The following is a 17921-nucleotide window of genomic DNA, read 5'->3' on the forward strand; positions in this document are numbered from 1 at the left end:
TTTCGCAATCCATTGGATCCTGCGCAATCCGCGCAGCTCTCGCGGGATCCGCGTCTCAGTCAAACCTGGGGATAATGTTGGCCTTGTCGATCATATCGATCGGCAACAGGAATTCGTGGTCATCCACCTGCACTACCACGTCCTGCTCTTCTACACCGCGCAGAAGGCCCTGGAAGTTGCGTCGGCCTTCAAAAGGCGAGCGCAGCTTGATCTTTACTTGCTCGCCGGCATGGCTGGCAAACTGTTCAATGGTGAACAGCGGCCGATCCATGCCTGGCGATGACACCTCAAGGGTGTACTCAGCACTGATAGGGTCCTCAACATCGAGCACACCACTGATCTGCCGACTGACAATTTCGCAGTCTTCGATCAGCACGCCATCAGGCTGCTTATCAATATAAATTCGCAGCAGAGAATGCCGCCCTTGTGACAGGAACTCGACACCCCAACATTCGTAGCCAAGAGCCTCGACTACCGGGGCCACCAAGGCTTGCAACTGTTCTAGCTTGCTCGACACCTGAACCCCTCGCGCATGCTGTAAAAATAAAAAATGGGCGAATCGCCCATCATCAGACCGCCCTTCTAAAGGCCGGCAAAGCTGTCGCCCAGCTAGCAAAAAGCCCCTTAAAAGGGGCTCCTCTGCAACTCAATGCGGGGGGCTGGTTTAACCCAGCCATCATCGGATTCAACACCCGAGGAGAGACCTTACTACTCAACCCCACATCAAAGCTGGGGCCGAATTATACGACTGAACCCCTACCAGGGTCAATCGACGCTCCAGCAACAAAAAGGCCCGCATCGAGCGGGCCTTTTTGAAAATTGGTACCGAGAAGGGGACTCGAACCCCTACAGCCTATGGCCACTACCACCTCAAGGTAGCGTGTCTACCAATTCCACCACCTCGGCAAAATTACATACTACGCACTACGGTACTGCGTGTTACTGCTGCTCAGGAGCCTGAGGTACGTCCACCGCATCAATAGCCGGCTTAGCTGCATCAAGAACAGGTACATCTTCAACAGCTGGAGCAGCCTGCTGAACTTCCAAGACTGCCGGATCAGGCAAACCAACCTGAGCCATGCCATCAGCTTTATCTTTAGCAAAGAACGCTAAACCCAAGCTAGTCATGAAAAAAGCGGTGGCAAGTATAGCAGTAACACGACTCAGAAAGGTAGTAGTTCCTTGACTACCGAATACGGTAGAAGAAGCACCCGCACCAAAAGAGGCGCCCGCGTCTGCACCCTTACCCTGCTGAAGCAAAACCAGCACAACAACACCGATGGCACCTAGCAGATGAAGAACAACGATAACTGTTTCCAGCATTTTTTCAGCTTCCTGCGGCGCGACAAATCGCACCGAACTCATCCGCATTCAGAGAGGCTCCACCCACAAGCCCCCCATCGATATCTGGCATACCGAACAACTCGGCTGCACTGGCGGCCTTGACGCTGCCACCATAAAGAATTCTTACCTTGCCAGCCAACTCAGGGCTTTTTGCCGCTAGCTGCCCGCGAATCGCCGCATGAACCTCCTGCGCCTGCTCAGGCGAGGCAGTCAGACCAGTACCAATAGCCCAAACAGGCTCATAAGCAATGATCGCAGCAGCAAACACCTCAACACCCAACGCATCAATCACCGCAGACAACTGCGCAGCAACCACCTCAAGCGTCTTCCCAGCCTCGCGCTGAGCAAGACTCTCACCAACACACAGCACGGGAAGCAAGCCTGAGGACTGCGCCGCCGCAAACTTGCGCGTCACAACCTCATCACCCTCACCCAGCAACGACCTGCGCTCGGAGTGACCGACCAACACCAGCGAACAGCGCGCGTCGTGCAACTGACTCGCCGCCACCTCACCGGTTAAAGCCCCCTGCTGCGCATCAGTCGCACAATCTTGCGCACCGACCGAAACTGCCCTGCCTACCAAGCCCTCGACAACCTGAGCGAGGTGCAAACAAGACGGAAAAACCGCTACATCCACATCAGCAGGCAACACCTGCTGATTGAGACCGTTGATCAGCTCTGCAACGCTGGCGCGGGTACCGTGCATTTTCCAGTTACCAGCAACCATTGGGCGACGCATGCTTTACCTCGTCGGTCAAAGAGGGCGCAGATATTACCCAACAGCTACTCGCCTGGCAAGCCGAATCAAGCACATACATCAGCAACAACTTTAGCCAATTCATTGGCATAGCTACGCACGAGGCTTTCATCATCACCCTCAACCATGACCCGCACCAATGGCTCAGTGCCAGATTTGCGAAGCAACACCCGCCCACGACCCGCCATTTTTTCGGTGACCCGTGCGCTAGCCTCCTGCACAGCCGGGTGCTCCAGCGGATCCAGCCCTCCCGCAAAGCGTACATTAACCAGCACCTGCGGACACTTCTGCATACCCTGCCGAGCCTCACCCAGCGTCTGCTCGCGACGCTTGAGCGCTAGCAGTACTTGCAGCGCAGCAATGATCGCATCACCAGTTGTGGTGTGCTGGAAGCACACCAGGTGACCGGAATTTTCCCCACCTAACTGCCAGTTACGCGAAAGCAATTCGGCAATCACATAACGATCACCGACCTTGGCGCGTACAAATGGAATACCCAGATCCGCCAGAGCAAGCTCCAGCCCTAGGTTACTCATCAGCGTACCGACCACCCCACCCTGCAGCTTGCCTCGCTCCAGCAGGTCACGAGCGATGATAAACATCAACTCATCACCATCAACCACCGCACCTGAACTATCGACCATCACTACGCGATCCGCATCGCCGTCGAATGCGATCCCCAGGTCGGCATGCTGCGCCTTTACTTCAGCTTGCAGCGCCTCGACATGAGTCGAGCCACAGGCATCGTTGATATTCAGACCATTGGGCTGCGCCGACAGTACAATCACCTGCGCACCTAGCTCACGAAATACACTGGGGGCCACCTTGTAGGCTGCACCATGGGCGCAATCGACCACTATCTTGAGGCCAGCAAAACTCGTACTGGTAGGCACACTGCTTTTACAAAATTCGATATAACGGCCGGCGGCATCATTGATCCGCGAAACCTTACCTAACTGCTCCGACTCAACCACTGTCATCGGTTCATCGAGCAACTCTTCGATCATCTGTTCAATTTCATCCGGCAGCTTGGTGCCCTGCCCTGAGAAGAACTTGATGCCATTATCGTGATGCGGGTTATGCGAAGCACTGATGACAATCCCGGCCTCGGCTTGAAAGGTTCGGGTCAGGTAGGCGATTGCAGGCGTCGGCATCGGCCCCAACAGCATCACATCCGCCCCGGCCGCGGACAGACCCGCCTCCAAAGCAGACTCAAACATATAGCCGGAAATACGCGTGTCCTTGCCGATCAGAATGCGGCACTTACCCTGCCTGCGAAACGCCATCCCGGCCGCCCAGCCGAGCTTGAGCATGAATTCCGGGGTAATAGGGAAGTCACCGACACGCCCACGAATACCGTCAGTCCCAAAATACTTTCTACCCATCCCAGCACTCCCTCTAACTTACTCTGCGGTTTCAACCGCGGCGATCATCCGCACCACATCAACCGTTTGCGCCACATCATGCACCCGCAAAATGTGCGCGCCTTTACTCAGCGCCAGCGCAGCTAAGGCCAGACTGCCGTATAACCGCTCACCCACTTCATGCCCAAGCACCTTGCCGATCATACTTTTGCGCGACACCCCTACCAGCAAGGGCCGCCCTAATGCATGCAACGCCTGCAGATGCTTGAACAGCGATAAGTTGTGTTCCAGGGTTTTCGCAAAACCAAAACCCGGATCAAGAATGACCCGCTCCGCAGCAATTCCTGCCGCCGCACAAGCAGCCAGCCGCTCAAGCAGAAACTCGCGCACCTCGACCACTACATCAGGGTATTCAGGATTCTGCTGCATGGTGGTTGGCTCACCGCGCATGTGCATCAGACACACCGGCAAGCCGCTGTCAGCGACAGCATCCAGAGCACCGTCACGCTGCAGCGAACGCACATCATTGATCAAGCCAGCTCCCAGGCGCGCCGTTTCACGGATGACCGCTGGCGTAGAGGTATCCACCGAAATGATCACATCTAGCTCGCGAGCAATGGTTTCAACGACGGGACAGACCCGCTCCAGCTCCTCCACCGGGGAGACAGCACGAGCCCCCGGGCGCGTCGACTCACCACCGACATCAATCAGCGTCGCGCCAGCTAGCAGCATCGCTTCAGCATGCCGTAGCGCTGCATCACGCTGCCCATAACGCCCGCCATCGGAGAAGGAGTCAGGGGTGACATTGAGAATGCCCATCACTTGCGGACGGCTTAAATCAAGAAACCGGCTGCCACAGGGCAGCCGGTCAAAGGTTGGCACAACAGAAGACATGGAGAACCTTAGAGTTCTGCGGCAGGACCACCGATTGGTTTTTCCGCAGACTCCGCGACTTCAACCGGCGCACTAGGTGTGCCGTTATTGTCGTCACCGCCCTGCCAGCCTTTCGGCTCGCGCGGCGTGAGGCCATTCATGATGTCCTCAATCTGCTCAGCGTCGATTGTTTCATACTTCATCAGCGCCTCAGCCATCGCATCAAGCTTGTGGCGATTTTCCTCCAACAGACGCTTAGCAGTGGCATAGCAGCCATCGATAATACTGCGTACTTCCTGATCAATCAGCTTGGCTGTGTCCGCGGACATGCTGCTTTGCTGGCTGCCCATGCTGCGACCCAGGAAGACCTCACCCTCTTCCTCGACATACATCAGCGGACCGAGTTTTTCCGACAAACCCCATTTGGTGACCATGTTTTTGGCCAGCTGGGTGGCACGCATGATGTCATTGGACGCACCGGTCGTGACGCCATCAAAGCCCAAGGTCATTTCCTCGGCGATCCGACCACCGAACAGCGAGCAAATCTGACTGGTTAACGCACGCTTGCTCAGGCTGTAACGATCTTCCTCAGGCAGGAACATGGTCACACCCAGAGCCCGACCGCGCGGAATGATCGATACTTTGTAAACAGGGTCATGTTCAGGCACCAAGCGCCCAACAATCGCGTGACCGGCTTCGTGGAAGGCCGTGTTGAGCTTTTCCTTGTCCGACATGACCATGGTCTTGCGCTCGGCACCCATCATGATTTTGTCTTTGGCCAGCTCGAACTCTTTCATCTCGACCACGCGCTTACCGGAGCGCGCAGCAAACAGAGAAGCTTCGTTAACCAGGTTGGCCAGGTCCGCGCCGGAGAAACCCGGCGTACCCCGCGCAATCACGGCTGGCGCAACATCCTCACCCATCGGCACTTTGCGCATATGGACTTTGAGAATCTGCTCACGACCACGAATATCCGGCAAGCCAACTACAACCTGACGGTCGAAACGCCCCGGACGCAGCAGTGCTGGGTCAAGTACGTCAGGACGGTTGGTGGCAGCAATCACGATGATGCCGTCGTTCGCCTCAAAACCGTCCATTTCTACCAGCAGCTGGTTGAGTGTCTGCTCACGCTCGTCGTGACCACCACCCATACCCGCACCACGATGGCGACCAACGGCGTCGATTTCGTCGATAAAGATGATGCAGGGCGCGTGCTTCTTGGCCTGCTCGAACATGTCGCGCACACGGGATGCACCGACACCGACGAACATTTCCACGAAATCCGAACCGGAGATAGTGAAGAACGGCACCTTAGCCTCACCAGCAACTGCCTTGGCCAGCAAGGTTTTACCAGTACCTGGTGAACCGACCATCAGCACACCACGGGGGATACGCCCACCAAGGCGCTGGAATTTACCTGGATCACGCAGGAACTCGACCAGCTCGCTGACTTCTTCCTTGGCCTCGTCGCAACCCGCGACGTCAGCAAAGGTGGTCTTAACCTGATCTTCGGAAAGCAGGCGCGCCTTGCTCTTGCCGAAGCTCATCGGCCCGCCCTTACCGCCTGCGCCACCTTGCATCTGGCGCATAAAGAACATGAACACGGCAATGATTACGAGGATCGGGAAGCTGGCAACCAGCAACTGAGTCCAGATGCTTTGCTGCTCAGGCTGCTTGCCGACGATCTCGACATTGTTATCTATCAGGTCCTTGATCAGGCCATTGTCCTGAATCGCTGGACGCACCGTTTCAAAAGACGAGCCATCACTGCGCGTACCGCTGATGATGAAGCCATCAACTGTTACTCGCTTAACGCCGCCATCCTGAACCTGCTGGATAAACTGCGAATAATTGAGTTTGTTCGACTCAGTCGGGCTGGAAAAATTGTTCATCACCGTGACCAAAACGGCGGCGATGATCAGCCACAGAACCAAATTCTTTGCCATGTCGTTCAATTAGCTACCCTCTGAAGCAGGCCCCGTGCTGAAGCGCACTTCGCATGACGACCAGTTATGTACCGATCTAACTTACTACACAACGCCCACCCCTGGCAGACGCCGTCTGTAACCCTATATTTATTACTAGACTGCCACAGCCCCACATCCGTTCAATCAGCAGCCAGCGACATCAAAGACCGCGATAGCCACGCGCCAACATGTATTGCTCGCGAGAACGGTCACGCGAAGACAGCGGCTTGCGCATCTGCACCTTGTCGAACGACTGTCGCACTTGCTTGTGGTATTCAGCAAAGCCTTCGCCCTGGAAGATCTTGATTAGAAAATCACCACCCGGACGCAACACCCGAGTCGACAAATCCAGCGCCAACTCGCACAAGTACATAGCCCGCGGCTGATCCGACTCCCTCACCCCACTCATATTGGGGGCCATATCTGAAATCACAAGGTCTACCGGACGCCCCCCGATCGCCTCAAGAAGCTGATCGAACACTGCATCCTCGGTAAAGTCACCCTGAATGAAAGTGACATCCGGGATACTGTCCATTTCAAGGATATCGGAGGCTATTAGCGTGCCTTTGTCACCGATCACCCGACTGGTGACTTGTGACCAGCCACCAGGGGCTGAACCCAGATCGACTACCGTGATGCCAGGCCGGAGGATGCGATCCTTCTCTTGGATCTCCAGCAGCTTGTAGCTGGCGCGCGAACGATAGCCATCCTTCTGCGCCATTTTGACGTAGGGGTCGTTGAAATGCTCTCTCAGCCAACCTTGACTGCTCTTGGTACGGGCCACGCAATACCTCGGATGTGTAACGCATGAATATCTGGGCGACCCCGAAGGCGCTCGGGTAAACTAACCGCCGTTTTTACCAGATTAAATGCAGGAATAAGATTATGCCGCTCACTCAAGAGCAGAAGAAACAATTCAAATCTATCGGCCACCATTTGAAGCCTGTATTGATCGTGGCTGACAATGGTTTGACCGAAGGTGTGCAGGCTGAACTGGAGCGTGCGCTCAGCGACCACGAGCTGATTAAAGTACAACTGCGCATCACCGAACGCGAAGGCCGCCTAGCCGCCATCAATGAGCTGTGTAAGGCCGGCAAAGCCGAGCTGGTCCAGGTTATCGGTAAAATGGCGCTGATCTACCGCAAGAACCCGAAAGTGAACAAAAATCTGTCCAACGTTCACCGCCATCACGGCTGATTGAGCAACTGCTGCAAGGCGCGCTCAGCGCCTTTGCAGCCGCGTTTCAAGCTTAACCTACCCGTTAGAGCTTACGCTTGAGCGTTTGCGGCACTGGCTGCAAGACCAGTAACAAGCCGCAAAAAGCCATCACCAGATAACTGAACAGCAACCACAGCTCAGCCCCTGGCAGCAGTTCGCGTACAGCGAAGTAGCTCCCCGCCATCAGCACCACAACCAGCAGTAGCTGCCCGCGAGCATCGCGCCACAGGCTTGTCAGCCGCTCGGCGCGAATCAACACCAACACCTGCAACCCCGCGCAAACAGCCGCCAAACCAATCAGCAAAGGCCTCAAGGCGTTACTGATCTCCTCGACCAGCAACGACGCCAGGCCAATCTTGGTAATCGCCGGCAGCAGCATAAAATGCAGCAGCCAAAGGCCACCCACCCACAGTGTCTGGGCCAGCAGCCAGCTGATCGCGCCAGCATCACGCGAGCCAGGCTTAGAGATGACGAACCTCGACAATTTCGTACTCGATCGCACCGCTCGGGGTCTGCACTACAACCACATCCCCCTCTTCCTTACCAATCAAGGCGCGAGCAATCGGCGAGCCGACGGATATCTTGCGTTTCTTGATATCCGCTTCGTCCTCACCAACGATCTGATAAATCACGCTTTCATCAGTTTCGCAGTTGGCGATTTCCACGGTAGTCCCGAAAATCACCTTGCCAGTGTGCTCAATACTGGTGACATCGATGATCACCGCATTCTGCAAGCGACCTTCGATATCGCGGATACGCGCCTCAACCATACCCTGCTGCTCACGAGCAGCGTGGTATTCGGCGTTTTCCTTGAGATCACCCAGCTCACGTGCAGTACCAATATCCTGGCTGAGCTTGGGCCGTAGCACCTTGGTCAGGTGCGTGTGCTCTTCTTCCAGGGCGCGAGCGCCCTGGACAGTCATGGGGTACTTAGTCATGCCTTGATTCCTGCATGCAGATCCTGCAGCCGGCGCACGGTCTTCTCGGGACCGAACTTCAGCGCTTCACAGATCGCCTGACCCGCCGCAATGGTGGTGGTGCAGTAGATCTTGTGCTGCAGAGCGTTACGACGAATGGAGTAAGAGTCAGCGATAGACTGACGACCTTCAGTGGTGTTGATGATCAGAGTGACTTCGTCATTCTTGATCATGTCGACCACGTGCGGACGACCCTCGGTCACCTTGTTCACCCGACGCACCGGCAAACCTGCCGCCTCAATCACTTTGGCGGTACCGGCAGTGGCAACCACTTCGAAGCCCAATGCCACCAGGTCACGAGCAACCTGAACAGCTTCAGGCTTGTCGTCTTCACGCACACTGATAAAGGCACAGCCGGTGTTCGGCAGGATTTCACTGGCGCCCAGCTGAGCCTTGGCGAACGCTTCACCGAAGGTGTCGCCGACACCCATAACTTCGCCGGTGGACTTCATTTCCGGTCCGAGGATCGGGTCAACACCCGGGAACTTGGCGAACGGGAACACCGCTTCTTTAACGCTGAAATACGGCGGGATAATTTCCTTGGCGTAACCGGCCTCAGCCAGCGACTTACCGGCCATCACACGAGCCGCTACCTTGGCCAAAGAGACGCCGACGCACTTGGATACGAACGGAACGGTACGTGAGGCGCGCGGGTTCACTTCGATGACGAAGATATCCTCGCCCTGCACCGCCATTTGCACGTTCATCAGACCGACCACACCGAGCTCCAGGGCCATTTTTTTGACCTGCTCGCGAATCTCATCCTGGATATGCATCGGCAACGAGTACGGCGGCAGCGAGCACGCCGAGTCACCGGAGTGCACCCCCGCCTGCTCGATGTGCTGCATGATCGCGCCGATCACCACGGTCTCGCCGTCGCATACCGCGTCAATATCGATTTCGATGGCGCAGTTGAGGAAGTGATCGAGCAGCACTGGGCTGTCGTTGGAAACCTTCACTGCTTCGCGCATGTAGCGCTTGAGCTCGTCTTCCTGATAGACGATCTCCATCGCACGACCGCCGAGCACGTAGGACGGACGCACCACCAGTGGGTAACCGATGACTTTGGAGTGCGCCAGCGCTTCATCTTCACTGCGCGCAGTGGCGTTGGCCGGCTGACGCAGACCAAGGCGCTGGACCATCTGCTGGAAACGCTCGCGGTCTTCGGCGCGGTCGATAGCGTCAGGCGAGGTACCGATAATCGGCACGCCGGCCTCTTGCAGGGCGCGGCAGATCTTCAGTGGAGTCTGGCCGCCGTACTGCACGATCACACCTTTCGGCTGCTCGACACGGACGATTTCCAGCACATCTTCCAAGGTCACTGGCTCGAAGTACAGGCGATCGGAGATGTCGTAGTCGGTCGATACGGTTTCCGGGTTGCAGTTGACCATGATGGTTTCGTAACCATCTTCACGCAGCGCCAGCGCCGCGTGAACGCAGCAATAGTCGAACTCGATGCCCTGACCGATACGGTTCGGCCCACCGCCGAGGATCATGATCTTGTCACGGCTCGACGGATTGGCCTCGCACTCTTCCTCATAGGTCGAGTACATGTAGGCGGTGTCAGTGGCGAACTCAGCAGCACAGGTATCCACGCGCTTGTAGACCGGCAGCACCTTGAGTTTGTGACGCTGGCTGCGCAGGGTTTTCTCGGTGACACCGAGCAGCTTGGCCAGGCGTATATCGGAGAAGCCTTTGCGCTTGAGCTTGTACATCGCGTCGCGATCAATGCTAGACAGGGCCAACGTCTTGATGCGCTCTTCGTCTTTGATCAGGTCTTCGATCTGTACCAGGAACCACTCATCGATATTGGTCAGCTCGAAGACTTCTGCAACGGTCTTGCCCGCACGGAAGGCATCGCCGATGTACCAGATACGGTCGGCGCTTGGCACGGTCAGCTCACGGCGCAGGGTGCTTTCAGCTTCCGGGTCGGCCAGGTCGAGCTTTTCATCGAAACCGGCAACGCCCACTTCCAGTCCGCGCAGGGCTTTCTGCAGGGATTCCTGGAAGGTGCGGCCAATGGCCATGACTTCACCGACAGACTTCATCTGGGTGGTCAGACGGGCGTCGGCCTTGGGGAATTTCTCGAAGGCAAAACGCGGGATTTTGGTGACGACGTAGTCAATCGCTGGCTCGAACGAGGCCGGGGTGCGACCACCGGTGATGTCGTTGCTCAGCTCGTCGAGGGTGTAACCGACTGCCAGTTTGGCAGCGATCTTGGCAATCGGGAAGCCGGTGGCCTTGGAGGCCAGCGCCGAGGAACGCGACACACGCGGGTTCATCTCGATCACCACCATGCGGCCGGTATTCGGGCAAATGCCGAACTGCACGTTGGAGCCACCAGTTTCCACGCCGATCTCACGCAGCACCGCCAGGGAGGCGTTACGCAGGATCTGGTATTCCTTGTCGGTCAGGGTCTGAGCCGGGGCAACAGTGATCGAGTCACCGGTGTGCACGCCCATCGGGTCGAAGTTTTCGATGGCACAGACGATGATGCAGTTGTCCTTTTTGTCGCGGACCACCTCCATCTCGTACTCTTTCCAGCCGATCAGTGATTCGTCGATCAGCAGCTCGCTGGTTGGCGACAGATCGATACCGCGGGCGCAGATTTCTTCGAACTCTTCACGGTTGTAAGCGATGCCGCCACCGGTGCCGCCCATGGTGAAGGACGGACGGATGATGCACGGGAAGCCGACCTTCTCAAGGACCGCGTAGGCCTCTTCCATGTTGTGCGCAATGCCGGAAACCGGGCAGGCCAAGCCGATGTCTTTCATCGCCTTGTCGAAGCGCGAGCGGTCTTCAGCCTTGTCGATGGTGTCGGCATTGGCACCGATCATCTCAACACCGAACTTCTCCAGCACGCCGTGCTTTTCCAGGTCCAGCGCGCAGTTCAGCGCAGTCTGGCCGCCCATGGTTGGCAGCAGGGCGTCCGGGCGCTCCTTCTCGATGATCTTGGCCACGGTGGACCACTTGATCGGTTCGATGTAGGTGGCGTCAGCCATGGCCGGGTCGGTCATGATGGTGGCTGGGTTGGAGTTCACCAGAATGACGCGGTAGCCCTCTTCTTTCAGCGCTTTACACGCTTGCGCACCGGAGTAATCGAACTCGCAGGCCTGGCCGATAACGATCGGGCCAGCGCCGAGGATCAGGATGCTTTTTATGTCTGTACGTTTTGGCATGTTCTTTCTCTCGAATCCTGGGGTCAGTCGGCGGGTTTAACGGCGCTTGGCCATGGTTTCGATAAAGCGATCAAACAACGGCGCAACGTCCGCCGGGCCTGGACTGGCCTCCGGGTGACCCTGGAAGCTGAAAGCGTCCTTATCGGTACGCTCAATGCCTTGCAGGGAACCATCAAACAGCGACTTGTGAATCGCGCGCAGGTTGCTCGGCAGGCTGTCTTCATCCACGGCAAAACCGTGGTTTTGGCTGGTGATCATCACCACGCCGGTGTCGAGGTCTTGCACCGGGTGGTTGGCACCGTGGTGGCCGTGGCCCATTTTCAGGGTTTTGGCACCGGAGGCCAGGGCCAGCAGCTGGTGGCCGAGGCAGATGCCGAAGACCGGAATGTCGGTTTCCAGCACTTCTTTGATGGCGCTGATGGCGTAATCGCACGGCGCGGGGTCACCCGGGCCATTGGACAGGAACACACCGTCCGGGCTCAGCGCGAGCACATCGGCAGCAGGCGTCTGCGCCGGCACCACTGTCACGCGGCAACCGCGCTCAACCAGCATGCGCAGGATGTTCAACTTGACGCCGAAATCGTAGGCCACCACGTGATATTTCAGCTCACTGGCAGGGATTTCTGGATGGCTGTCGGTTTCTAGATTCCACACGCTTGAGCGCCACTCGTAACGCTCGGTGCAGCTGACCACCTTGGCCAGATCCATACCCTTGAGGCCTGGGAAGCTGCGCGCCAGTTCCAGTGCTTTCTCTTCAGTGGCGTCATCGCCCACCAGAATGCAGCCGTTCTGCGAGCCCTTCTCGCGCAAAATGCGGGTCAGGCGACGGGTGTCGATACCGGCAATGGCGACCGTGCCGCGCTCTTTCAGGTATTCATCCAGTGGCTGCTTGTTACGCCAGTTGCTGGAGGTCAGCGGCAAATCGCGAATGATCAGGCCGGCGGCCCAGACCTGACTGGACTCAGCGTCTTCCGGCGTGGTGCCGGTATTGCCGATGTGCGGATAGGTCAGGGTAACGATCTGCTGGGCATAGGAAGGATCGGTAAGGATTTCCTGATAGCCGGTCATGGCGGTGTTAAAAACCACCTCTCCAATAGTTTGGCCATCGGCACCGATGGCCTCGCCGCGAAAAATGCTGCCATCAGCAAGAGCCAAAATGGCAGGTTTAAGGGCTGGCTTACTCAAGAAAACCTCCGGAGATCAAATCGTGAAGCAAACGCAGATTGTAAAAAAGCGGGATGACGTATGCACCGTCACCCCGCTTTTTATCTGATTCATTCTGCGCAACTTTAGTGGACACACTAAAGCAGAAAGCTTACAGGAATCTGCCTTTTTGGTCCACCACCGTTGCGACTAAGACCGAGGCAAAAAACACCACTGCGACAGAATGCCTCAGTTGAGCCCCAGAACGTCCTGCATGTCGTACAGCCCAGGCTGACACCCCTGCAACCAAAGGGCCGCGCGCACCGCACCTTTAGCAAAGGTCATGCGGCTCGAGGCCTTGTGCGTGATCTCCACGCGCTCACCATCAGCGGCGAACAAAACAGTGTGATCACCGACCACATCACCGGCACGCACCGTGGCAAACCCGATGGTTTCGCGCTCACGCGCACCGGTCTGACCCTCACGCCCATAGACCGCAACCTTTTGCAGGTCACGCCCCAAGGCATTCGCCACCACTTCACCCATGCGCAACGCCGTACCCGACGGCGCATCGACTTTATGTCGATGGTGGGCTTCGATGATCTCGATATCGACATCATCACCCAACACCCGCGCGGCGGTATCCAGTAGTTTCAGGCAGAGATTGACGCCAACGCTGAAGTTGGCGGCGAAGACGATCGGAATCTGCTTGCCGGCATCCGCCAGCAATTGCTTTTCCTCTGGAGAAAAGCCGGTGGTACCGATGACCATCGCCTTGCCAGCCTGACGACAGACTTCCAAGTTCTTCAGGGTGACCGAGGGATGGGTGAAATCGATCAGTACATCAAACTGATCCAGCACCGCATGCAAATCACCGGACAGGCTGACGCCCATCTTGCCTTGCGCAACCAACTCACCCACATCAACGCCAACCAGGCTGCTGTCCGCACGGTCAATTGCCGCACTCAGGCTTGCGCCATCTGCCAGCTGCACGGCTTCGATCAGGGTCTTGCCCATGCGCCCAGCGGCGCCCATCACAGCAATACGTTGCATAGCCTTATGCTCCTAGCTGCATGACAGGCTGCGACCAGCAAAGGCCAGCGCCGCCTGCCACGGGTGTTTACAGGTCGCCGAAGAAGCGCTTCACGCCTTCGAACCAGCCATTGGCTTTGGGCGAGTGCGAGCTGTCGCCTTCCAGGGTTTTGCGGAACTCATCAAGCAGTTCACGCTGACGCTTGCCGAGCTTGACCGGGGTTTCCACCGCCACCTTGCACATCAGGTCGCCCGCACCGCCGCCACGCACCGGCGCCACGCCTTTACCACGCAAACGGAACATCTTGCCGGTTTGCGTGCCTTCCGGAATCTTCAGCTTGACCCGACCATCCAGGGTTGGCACTTCCAGCTCGCCACCCAGGGCCGCATCGGCAAAGCTGATCGGCACTTCGCAGTACAGGTGTTTGCCGTCACGCTGGAAAATCGCGTGCTCGCGCACATTCACCACCACATACAGATCGCCCGCCGGGCCACCCATGGCGCCCGCCTCACCTTCACCCGTCAGACGGATACGGTCGCCGGTATCAACGCCAGGCGGCACCTTCACCGACAGGGTCTTGTGCTCTTCGACTCGGCCATGACCGTGGCAGGAGCCACAGGGATCGGTAATCATCTTGCCCTGGCCATGGCAACGCGGGCAGGTCTGCTGCACCGAGAAGAAGCCCTGCTGCATGCGCACCTGACCGATACCACCACAGGTGGTACAGGTCACTGGCGTGGTGCCCTTCTTCGCGCCGGAGCCATCGCACGGCTTGCAGTTGACCAGAGTCGGCACACGAATAGTCACCGTGGTACCACGCACCGCTTCTTCCAGATCCAGCTCCAGGGTGTAGCGCAGATCACTGCCGCGCTGGGCGCCGCCACGACCACCGCCACGACCACCGCCACCGCCGAAGAAGTCACTGAATACATCACCGAAGATGTCAGAGAAGTTCGCTCCGCCGGGGCCGCCACCGCCCCCCATCTGCGGATCAACGCCGGCATGCCCGTATTGATCGTACGCTGAGCGCTTGGCCGCGTCGGAGAGCACTTCGTAAGCCTCGTTGGCTTCCTTGAACTTCTCCTCCGAGGCTTTATCGTCGGGGTTGCGGTCGGGGTGATGCTTCATGGCCAGGCGACGGTAAGCCTTTTTCAGCTCCGCCTCGCTGACACCGCGCTCAACACCGAGCACCTCGTAAAAGTCACGTTTAGCCATAAGTCTTCAACACCTTAAAATCGTCTACTCCAGACACGCCAACGCGGGAGCAAGCTCCCGCGCGGCGAATCATGCCGGGCGCAACTCGCGTCACACCCAGCCAAAGCGGCATAAGCTTGCGCTTACTTGTTGTCTTTGACTTCTTCGAACTCAGCATCGACCACGTCGTCACCAGCGTCTTGAGCCTGCTCAGCACCTTGCTCGGCAGCACCTGGCTGTGGCTGCTCGGCGTACATCTTCTGCGCCAACGGAGCGGTCACTTCGGACAGCGCGGTCATCTTGGCTTCGATTTCAGCTTTGTCGTCGCCCTTCACCGCCACTTCCAGAGCACTCAGCGCCGCTTCGATTGCAGTCTTCTCGTCAGCAGTGGCCTTGTCGCCCGCCTCGGTGATCATCTTGCGGGTAGCGTGTACCAGCTGATCGCCCTGGTTGCGGGCACCGGCCAGCTCTTCGAACTTGCGGTCTTCCTCAGCGTTAGCTTCGGCGTCACGTACCATCTGCTCGATTTCTTCCTCGGACAGGCCGGAGTTGGCCTTGATCACGATGGACTGGGTCTTGCCAGTGGCCTTGTCTTTGGCGCCGACATGCAGGATGCCGTTGGCGTCGATGTCGAAGGTCACTTCAATCTGCGGCACGCCACGTGGAGCTGGCGGAATCTCAGCCAGGTCAAATTTGCCCAGCGACTTGTTACCGCTGGCCTGCTTACGCTCACCCTGCAGTACGTGAATAGTCACCGCGCCCTGATTGTCGTCGGCAGTGGAGAACACCTGGGATTTCTTGGTCGGGATGGTGGTGTTCTTCTCAATCAGCGCAGTCATCACGCCCCCCATGGTTTCGATACCCAGGGTCAGCGGCGATACGTCGAGCAGCAACACGTCTTTCACGTCACCAGCCAACACCGCGCCCTGGATGGCAGCCCCCATGGCCACGGCTTCGTCCGGGTTAACGTCTTTACGGGCTTCTTTGCCGAAGAACTCGGTTACCAGCTTCTGCACCAACGGCATGCGGGTCTGACCACCGACCAGAATCACGTCGTTGATCGCGCTGATGTCGATACCCGCATCTTTCAAGGCAATGCGGCACGGCTCGATGGTGCGCTGCACCAGGTCTTCAACCAGCGCTTCCAGCTTGGAACGGGAGATCTTCACGTTGAGGTGCTTAGGGCCACTGGCGTCAGCGGTGATGTATGGCAGGTTAACGTCGGTCGACTGACTGGAAGACAGTTCGATCTTGGCTTTCTCGGCGGCTTCCTTCAGGCGCTGCATGGCCAGCGGGTCACCCTTGAGGTTCATGCCGGTTTCTTTCTTGAACTCGTCGACGAGGTAATCGATCAGACGGATGTCGAAGTCTTCACCACCGAGGAAAGTGTCACCGTTGGTGGCCAGCACTTCGAACTGGTGCTCGCCATCCACTTCGGCGATTTCGATCACGGAAACGTCGAAGGTACCACCACCCAGGTCATAAACGATGACAGTGTGGTCGCCCTTGGCCTTGTCCATACCGTACGCCAGTGCGGCAGCGGTTGGCTCGTTGATGATGCGCTTGACGTCCAGACCGGCAATACGGCCGGCGTCTTTAGTGGCCTGACGCTGGCTGTCGTTGAAGTAGGCCGGCACGGTGATCACCGCTTCGGTCACGGCTTCACCGAGGTAGTCTTCGGCGGTCTTCTTCATCTTCTTGAGAATTTCAGCCGAGATCTGCGGCGGGGCCATTTTCTGGCCGTTCACTTCAACCCAGGCGTCGTTGTTATCCGCCTTGACGATCTTGTACGGCACCATCTGGATGTCTTTTTGTACGACGTCTTCGTCAAAACGACGACCGATCAGACGCTTCACCGCGTACAGGGTGTTGTGCGGATTGGTCACAGCCTGACGCTTGGCCGACTGACCGACGAGGATTTCGCCATCGTTGGCGTAAGCGATGATCGACGGTGTAGTGCGCGTGCCTTCAGCGTTTTCAATAACTTTGGCTTTGCCGTTTTCCAGAACAGAGACGCAGGAGTTGGTGGTCCCCAGGTCGATACCGATAATTTTGCCCATATTCACTCTCCCGAAACTTTGATTATTCCGCCGCTAGTTAATTGCTAGCGGCGGTAGCACTAAAACGCTTGCCTGTTAAATGGGGGCAGCTCGATGAATTTCAAGCCTGCTCATCAATCGATGGCGGCGCTTCCACCGGTGCCTTGCTGACCACCACCATGGCGGGGCGCAACAGACGACCATTGAGCATGAAGCCCTTCTGGAACACCTTGAGCACGCTATTGGGCTCAACATTGGTGCTTTCCTGCATGGCCATCGCCTGATGGTGCTCAGGGTTAAACGGCGCACCATGAGGATCAATGGCCTCCAACTGGAAGCGCTTGAGGGTGTCGAGGAACAATTTGAGCGTCAGCTCCATGCCCTCACGCACCGCTTTGATCGCTTCATCATCCGGATTCGACAGCTCAAGGCCGCGCTCCAGGCTATCCACCACTGGCAGCAAGTCGTTGGCGAATTTTTCCAGCGCAAACTTGTGCGCCTTCTCTACATCTTGTTCCGCGCGACGGCGCACGTTCTGCAGATCGGCAGCCATGCGCAGCGACTGATCCTGCGCAGCGGCCAGTTGCTCTTCCAGCGTTTGCACGCGAGCAACCAGGTCATCACCCGCAGCGGCCTCAGCAGCCGTTTGTAGATCGGGGTTCTGCGTATCCAGGGTCTGTTCGTCAGCCATGCGTCTCTCCTTTTGAATTCCGACGCGAGCCTTAACTCACGTGTCTGACCGCTATATGGGGTCAAAAATTATCGTTTCAAGGATCAAAGACGGATTGTCAGCCCACAAAAAAACACTGTATAAATAACCAGACATGAACTTG

16 protein-coding genes and 1 tRNA gene are annotated in these 17921 nt (G+C 57.4%); 1 reads left to right on the forward strand and 16 read right to left on the reverse strand.

Going from position 1 to position 17921, the window contains the following annotated elements; genetic code table 11:
* Positions 1-55 precede the first annotated feature (55 nt).
* From rimP to rlmE, 8 genes are all read right to left on the reverse strand, one after another.
* The gene (gene rimP, locus Q0V31_RS01270; RefSeq protein WP_298183512.1) at positions 56-517 is read right to left on the reverse strand and encodes a ribosome maturation factor RimP; all 462 of its coding nucleotides are present in this window, start codon (positions 515-517) and stop codon (positions 56-58) included.
* A 303-nt stretch (positions 518-820) separates the two neighbouring features.
* Positions 821-906 (reverse strand) — tRNA-Leu (locus Q0V31_RS01275).
* Positions 907-939: 33 nt separating this feature from the next.
* Positions 940-1323: a preprotein translocase subunit SecG gene (secG, locus tag Q0V31_RS01280; protein ID WP_298183518.1), complete on the reverse strand. Its 384-nt coding sequence runs from the start codon at positions 1321-1323 to the stop codon at positions 940-942.
* A gap of 4 nt (positions 1324-1327) precedes the next feature.
* The gene (gene tpiA, locus Q0V31_RS01285) at positions 1328-2083 is read right to left on the reverse strand and encodes a triose-phosphate isomerase (RefSeq protein ID WP_298183524.1); all 756 of its coding nucleotides are present in this window, start codon (positions 2081-2083) and stop codon (positions 1328-1330) included.
* Between the two features lie 65 nt (positions 2084-2148).
* Complete coding sequence (glmM, locus tag Q0V31_RS01290) at positions 2149-3486, reverse strand: phosphoglucosamine mutase (protein WP_298183527.1); 1338 nt, start codon at positions 3484-3486, stop codon at positions 2149-2151.
* An 18-nt stretch (positions 3487-3504) separates the two neighbouring features.
* The gene (gene folP, locus Q0V31_RS01295; protein ID WP_298183528.1) at positions 3505-4359 is read right to left on the reverse strand and encodes a dihydropteroate synthase; all 855 of its coding nucleotides are present in this window, start codon (positions 4357-4359) and stop codon (positions 3505-3507) included.
* 8 nt (positions 4360-4367) lie between these two features.
* Positions 4368-6284, reverse strand: a complete 1917-nt coding sequence (ftsH, locus tag Q0V31_RS01300; protein WP_298183530.1) for an ATP-dependent zinc metalloprotease FtsH — start codon at positions 6282-6284, stop codon at positions 4368-4370.
* A 181-nt stretch (positions 6285-6465) separates the two neighbouring features.
* Positions 6466-7089: a 23S rRNA (uridine(2552)-2'-O)-methyltransferase RlmE gene (rlmE, locus tag Q0V31_RS01305; protein ID WP_298183533.1), complete on the reverse strand. Its 624-nt coding sequence runs from the start codon at positions 7087-7089 to the stop codon at positions 6466-6468.
* A gap of 101 nt (positions 7090-7190) precedes the next feature.
* Here rlmE and Q0V31_RS01310 point away from each other — a divergent pair, with 101 nt between their 5' ends.
* Complete coding sequence (locus tag Q0V31_RS01310; RefSeq protein ID WP_298183535.1) at positions 7191-7502, forward strand: YhbY family RNA-binding protein; 312 nt, start codon at positions 7191-7193, stop codon at positions 7500-7502.
* A gap of 64 nt (positions 7503-7566) precedes the next feature.
* Here Q0V31_RS01310 and Q0V31_RS01315 read toward each other — a convergent pair whose 3' ends face one another.
* From Q0V31_RS01315 to grpE, 8 genes are all read right to left on the reverse strand, one after another.
* Complete coding sequence (locus Q0V31_RS01315) at positions 7567-8007, reverse strand: DUF4149 domain-containing protein (protein WP_298183537.1); 441 nt, start codon at positions 8005-8007, stop codon at positions 7567-7569.
* Positions 7985-8461: a transcription elongation factor GreA gene (greA, locus tag Q0V31_RS01320; RefSeq protein WP_298183539.1), complete on the reverse strand. Its 477-nt coding sequence runs from the start codon at positions 8459-8461 to the stop codon at positions 7985-7987. The genes Q0V31_RS01315 and greA overlap by 23 nt, the downstream gene beginning before the upstream one ends.
* On the reverse strand, positions 8458-11679 hold the full coding sequence (gene carB, locus Q0V31_RS01325; RefSeq protein WP_298183554.1) for a carbamoyl-phosphate synthase large subunit: 3222 nt from the start codon (positions 11677-11679) through the stop codon (positions 8458-8460). The genes greA and carB overlap by 4 nt, the downstream gene beginning before the upstream one ends.
* 36 nt (positions 11680-11715) lie before the next feature.
* Positions 11716-12864, reverse strand: coding sequence for a glutamine-hydrolyzing carbamoyl-phosphate synthase small subunit (gene carA / locus Q0V31_RS01330; RefSeq protein ID WP_298183561.1), 1149 nt, complete (start codon positions 12862-12864; stop codon positions 11716-11718).
* A gap of 207 nt (positions 12865-13071) precedes the next feature.
* Positions 13072-13875: a 4-hydroxy-tetrahydrodipicolinate reductase gene (gene dapB, locus Q0V31_RS01335; RefSeq protein ID WP_298183563.1), complete on the reverse strand. Its 804-nt coding sequence runs from the start codon at positions 13873-13875 to the stop codon at positions 13072-13074.
* A gap of 67 nt (positions 13876-13942) precedes the next feature.
* Positions 13943-15070 (reverse strand): molecular chaperone DnaJ, encoded by a 1128-nt coding sequence (gene dnaJ / locus Q0V31_RS01340; RefSeq protein WP_298183565.1) that lies wholly within the window; start codon positions 15068-15070, stop codon positions 13943-13945.
* 122 nt (positions 15071-15192) lie between these two features.
* Complete coding sequence (gene dnaK, locus Q0V31_RS01345; protein ID WP_298183568.1) at positions 15193-17109, reverse strand: molecular chaperone DnaK; 1917 nt, start codon at positions 17107-17109, stop codon at positions 15193-15195.
* A gap of 100 nt (positions 17110-17209) precedes the next feature.
* Positions 17210-17779, reverse strand: coding sequence for a nucleotide exchange factor GrpE (gene grpE / locus Q0V31_RS01350; protein ID WP_298183570.1), 570 nt, complete (start codon positions 17777-17779; stop codon positions 17210-17212).
* Positions 17780-17921: the final 142 nt, after the last annotated feature.

Source organism: uncultured Pseudomonas sp. (assembly GCF_943846705.1).
Lineage (GTDB): Bacteria > Pseudomonadota > Gammaproteobacteria > Pseudomonadales > Pseudomonadaceae > Aquipseudomonas.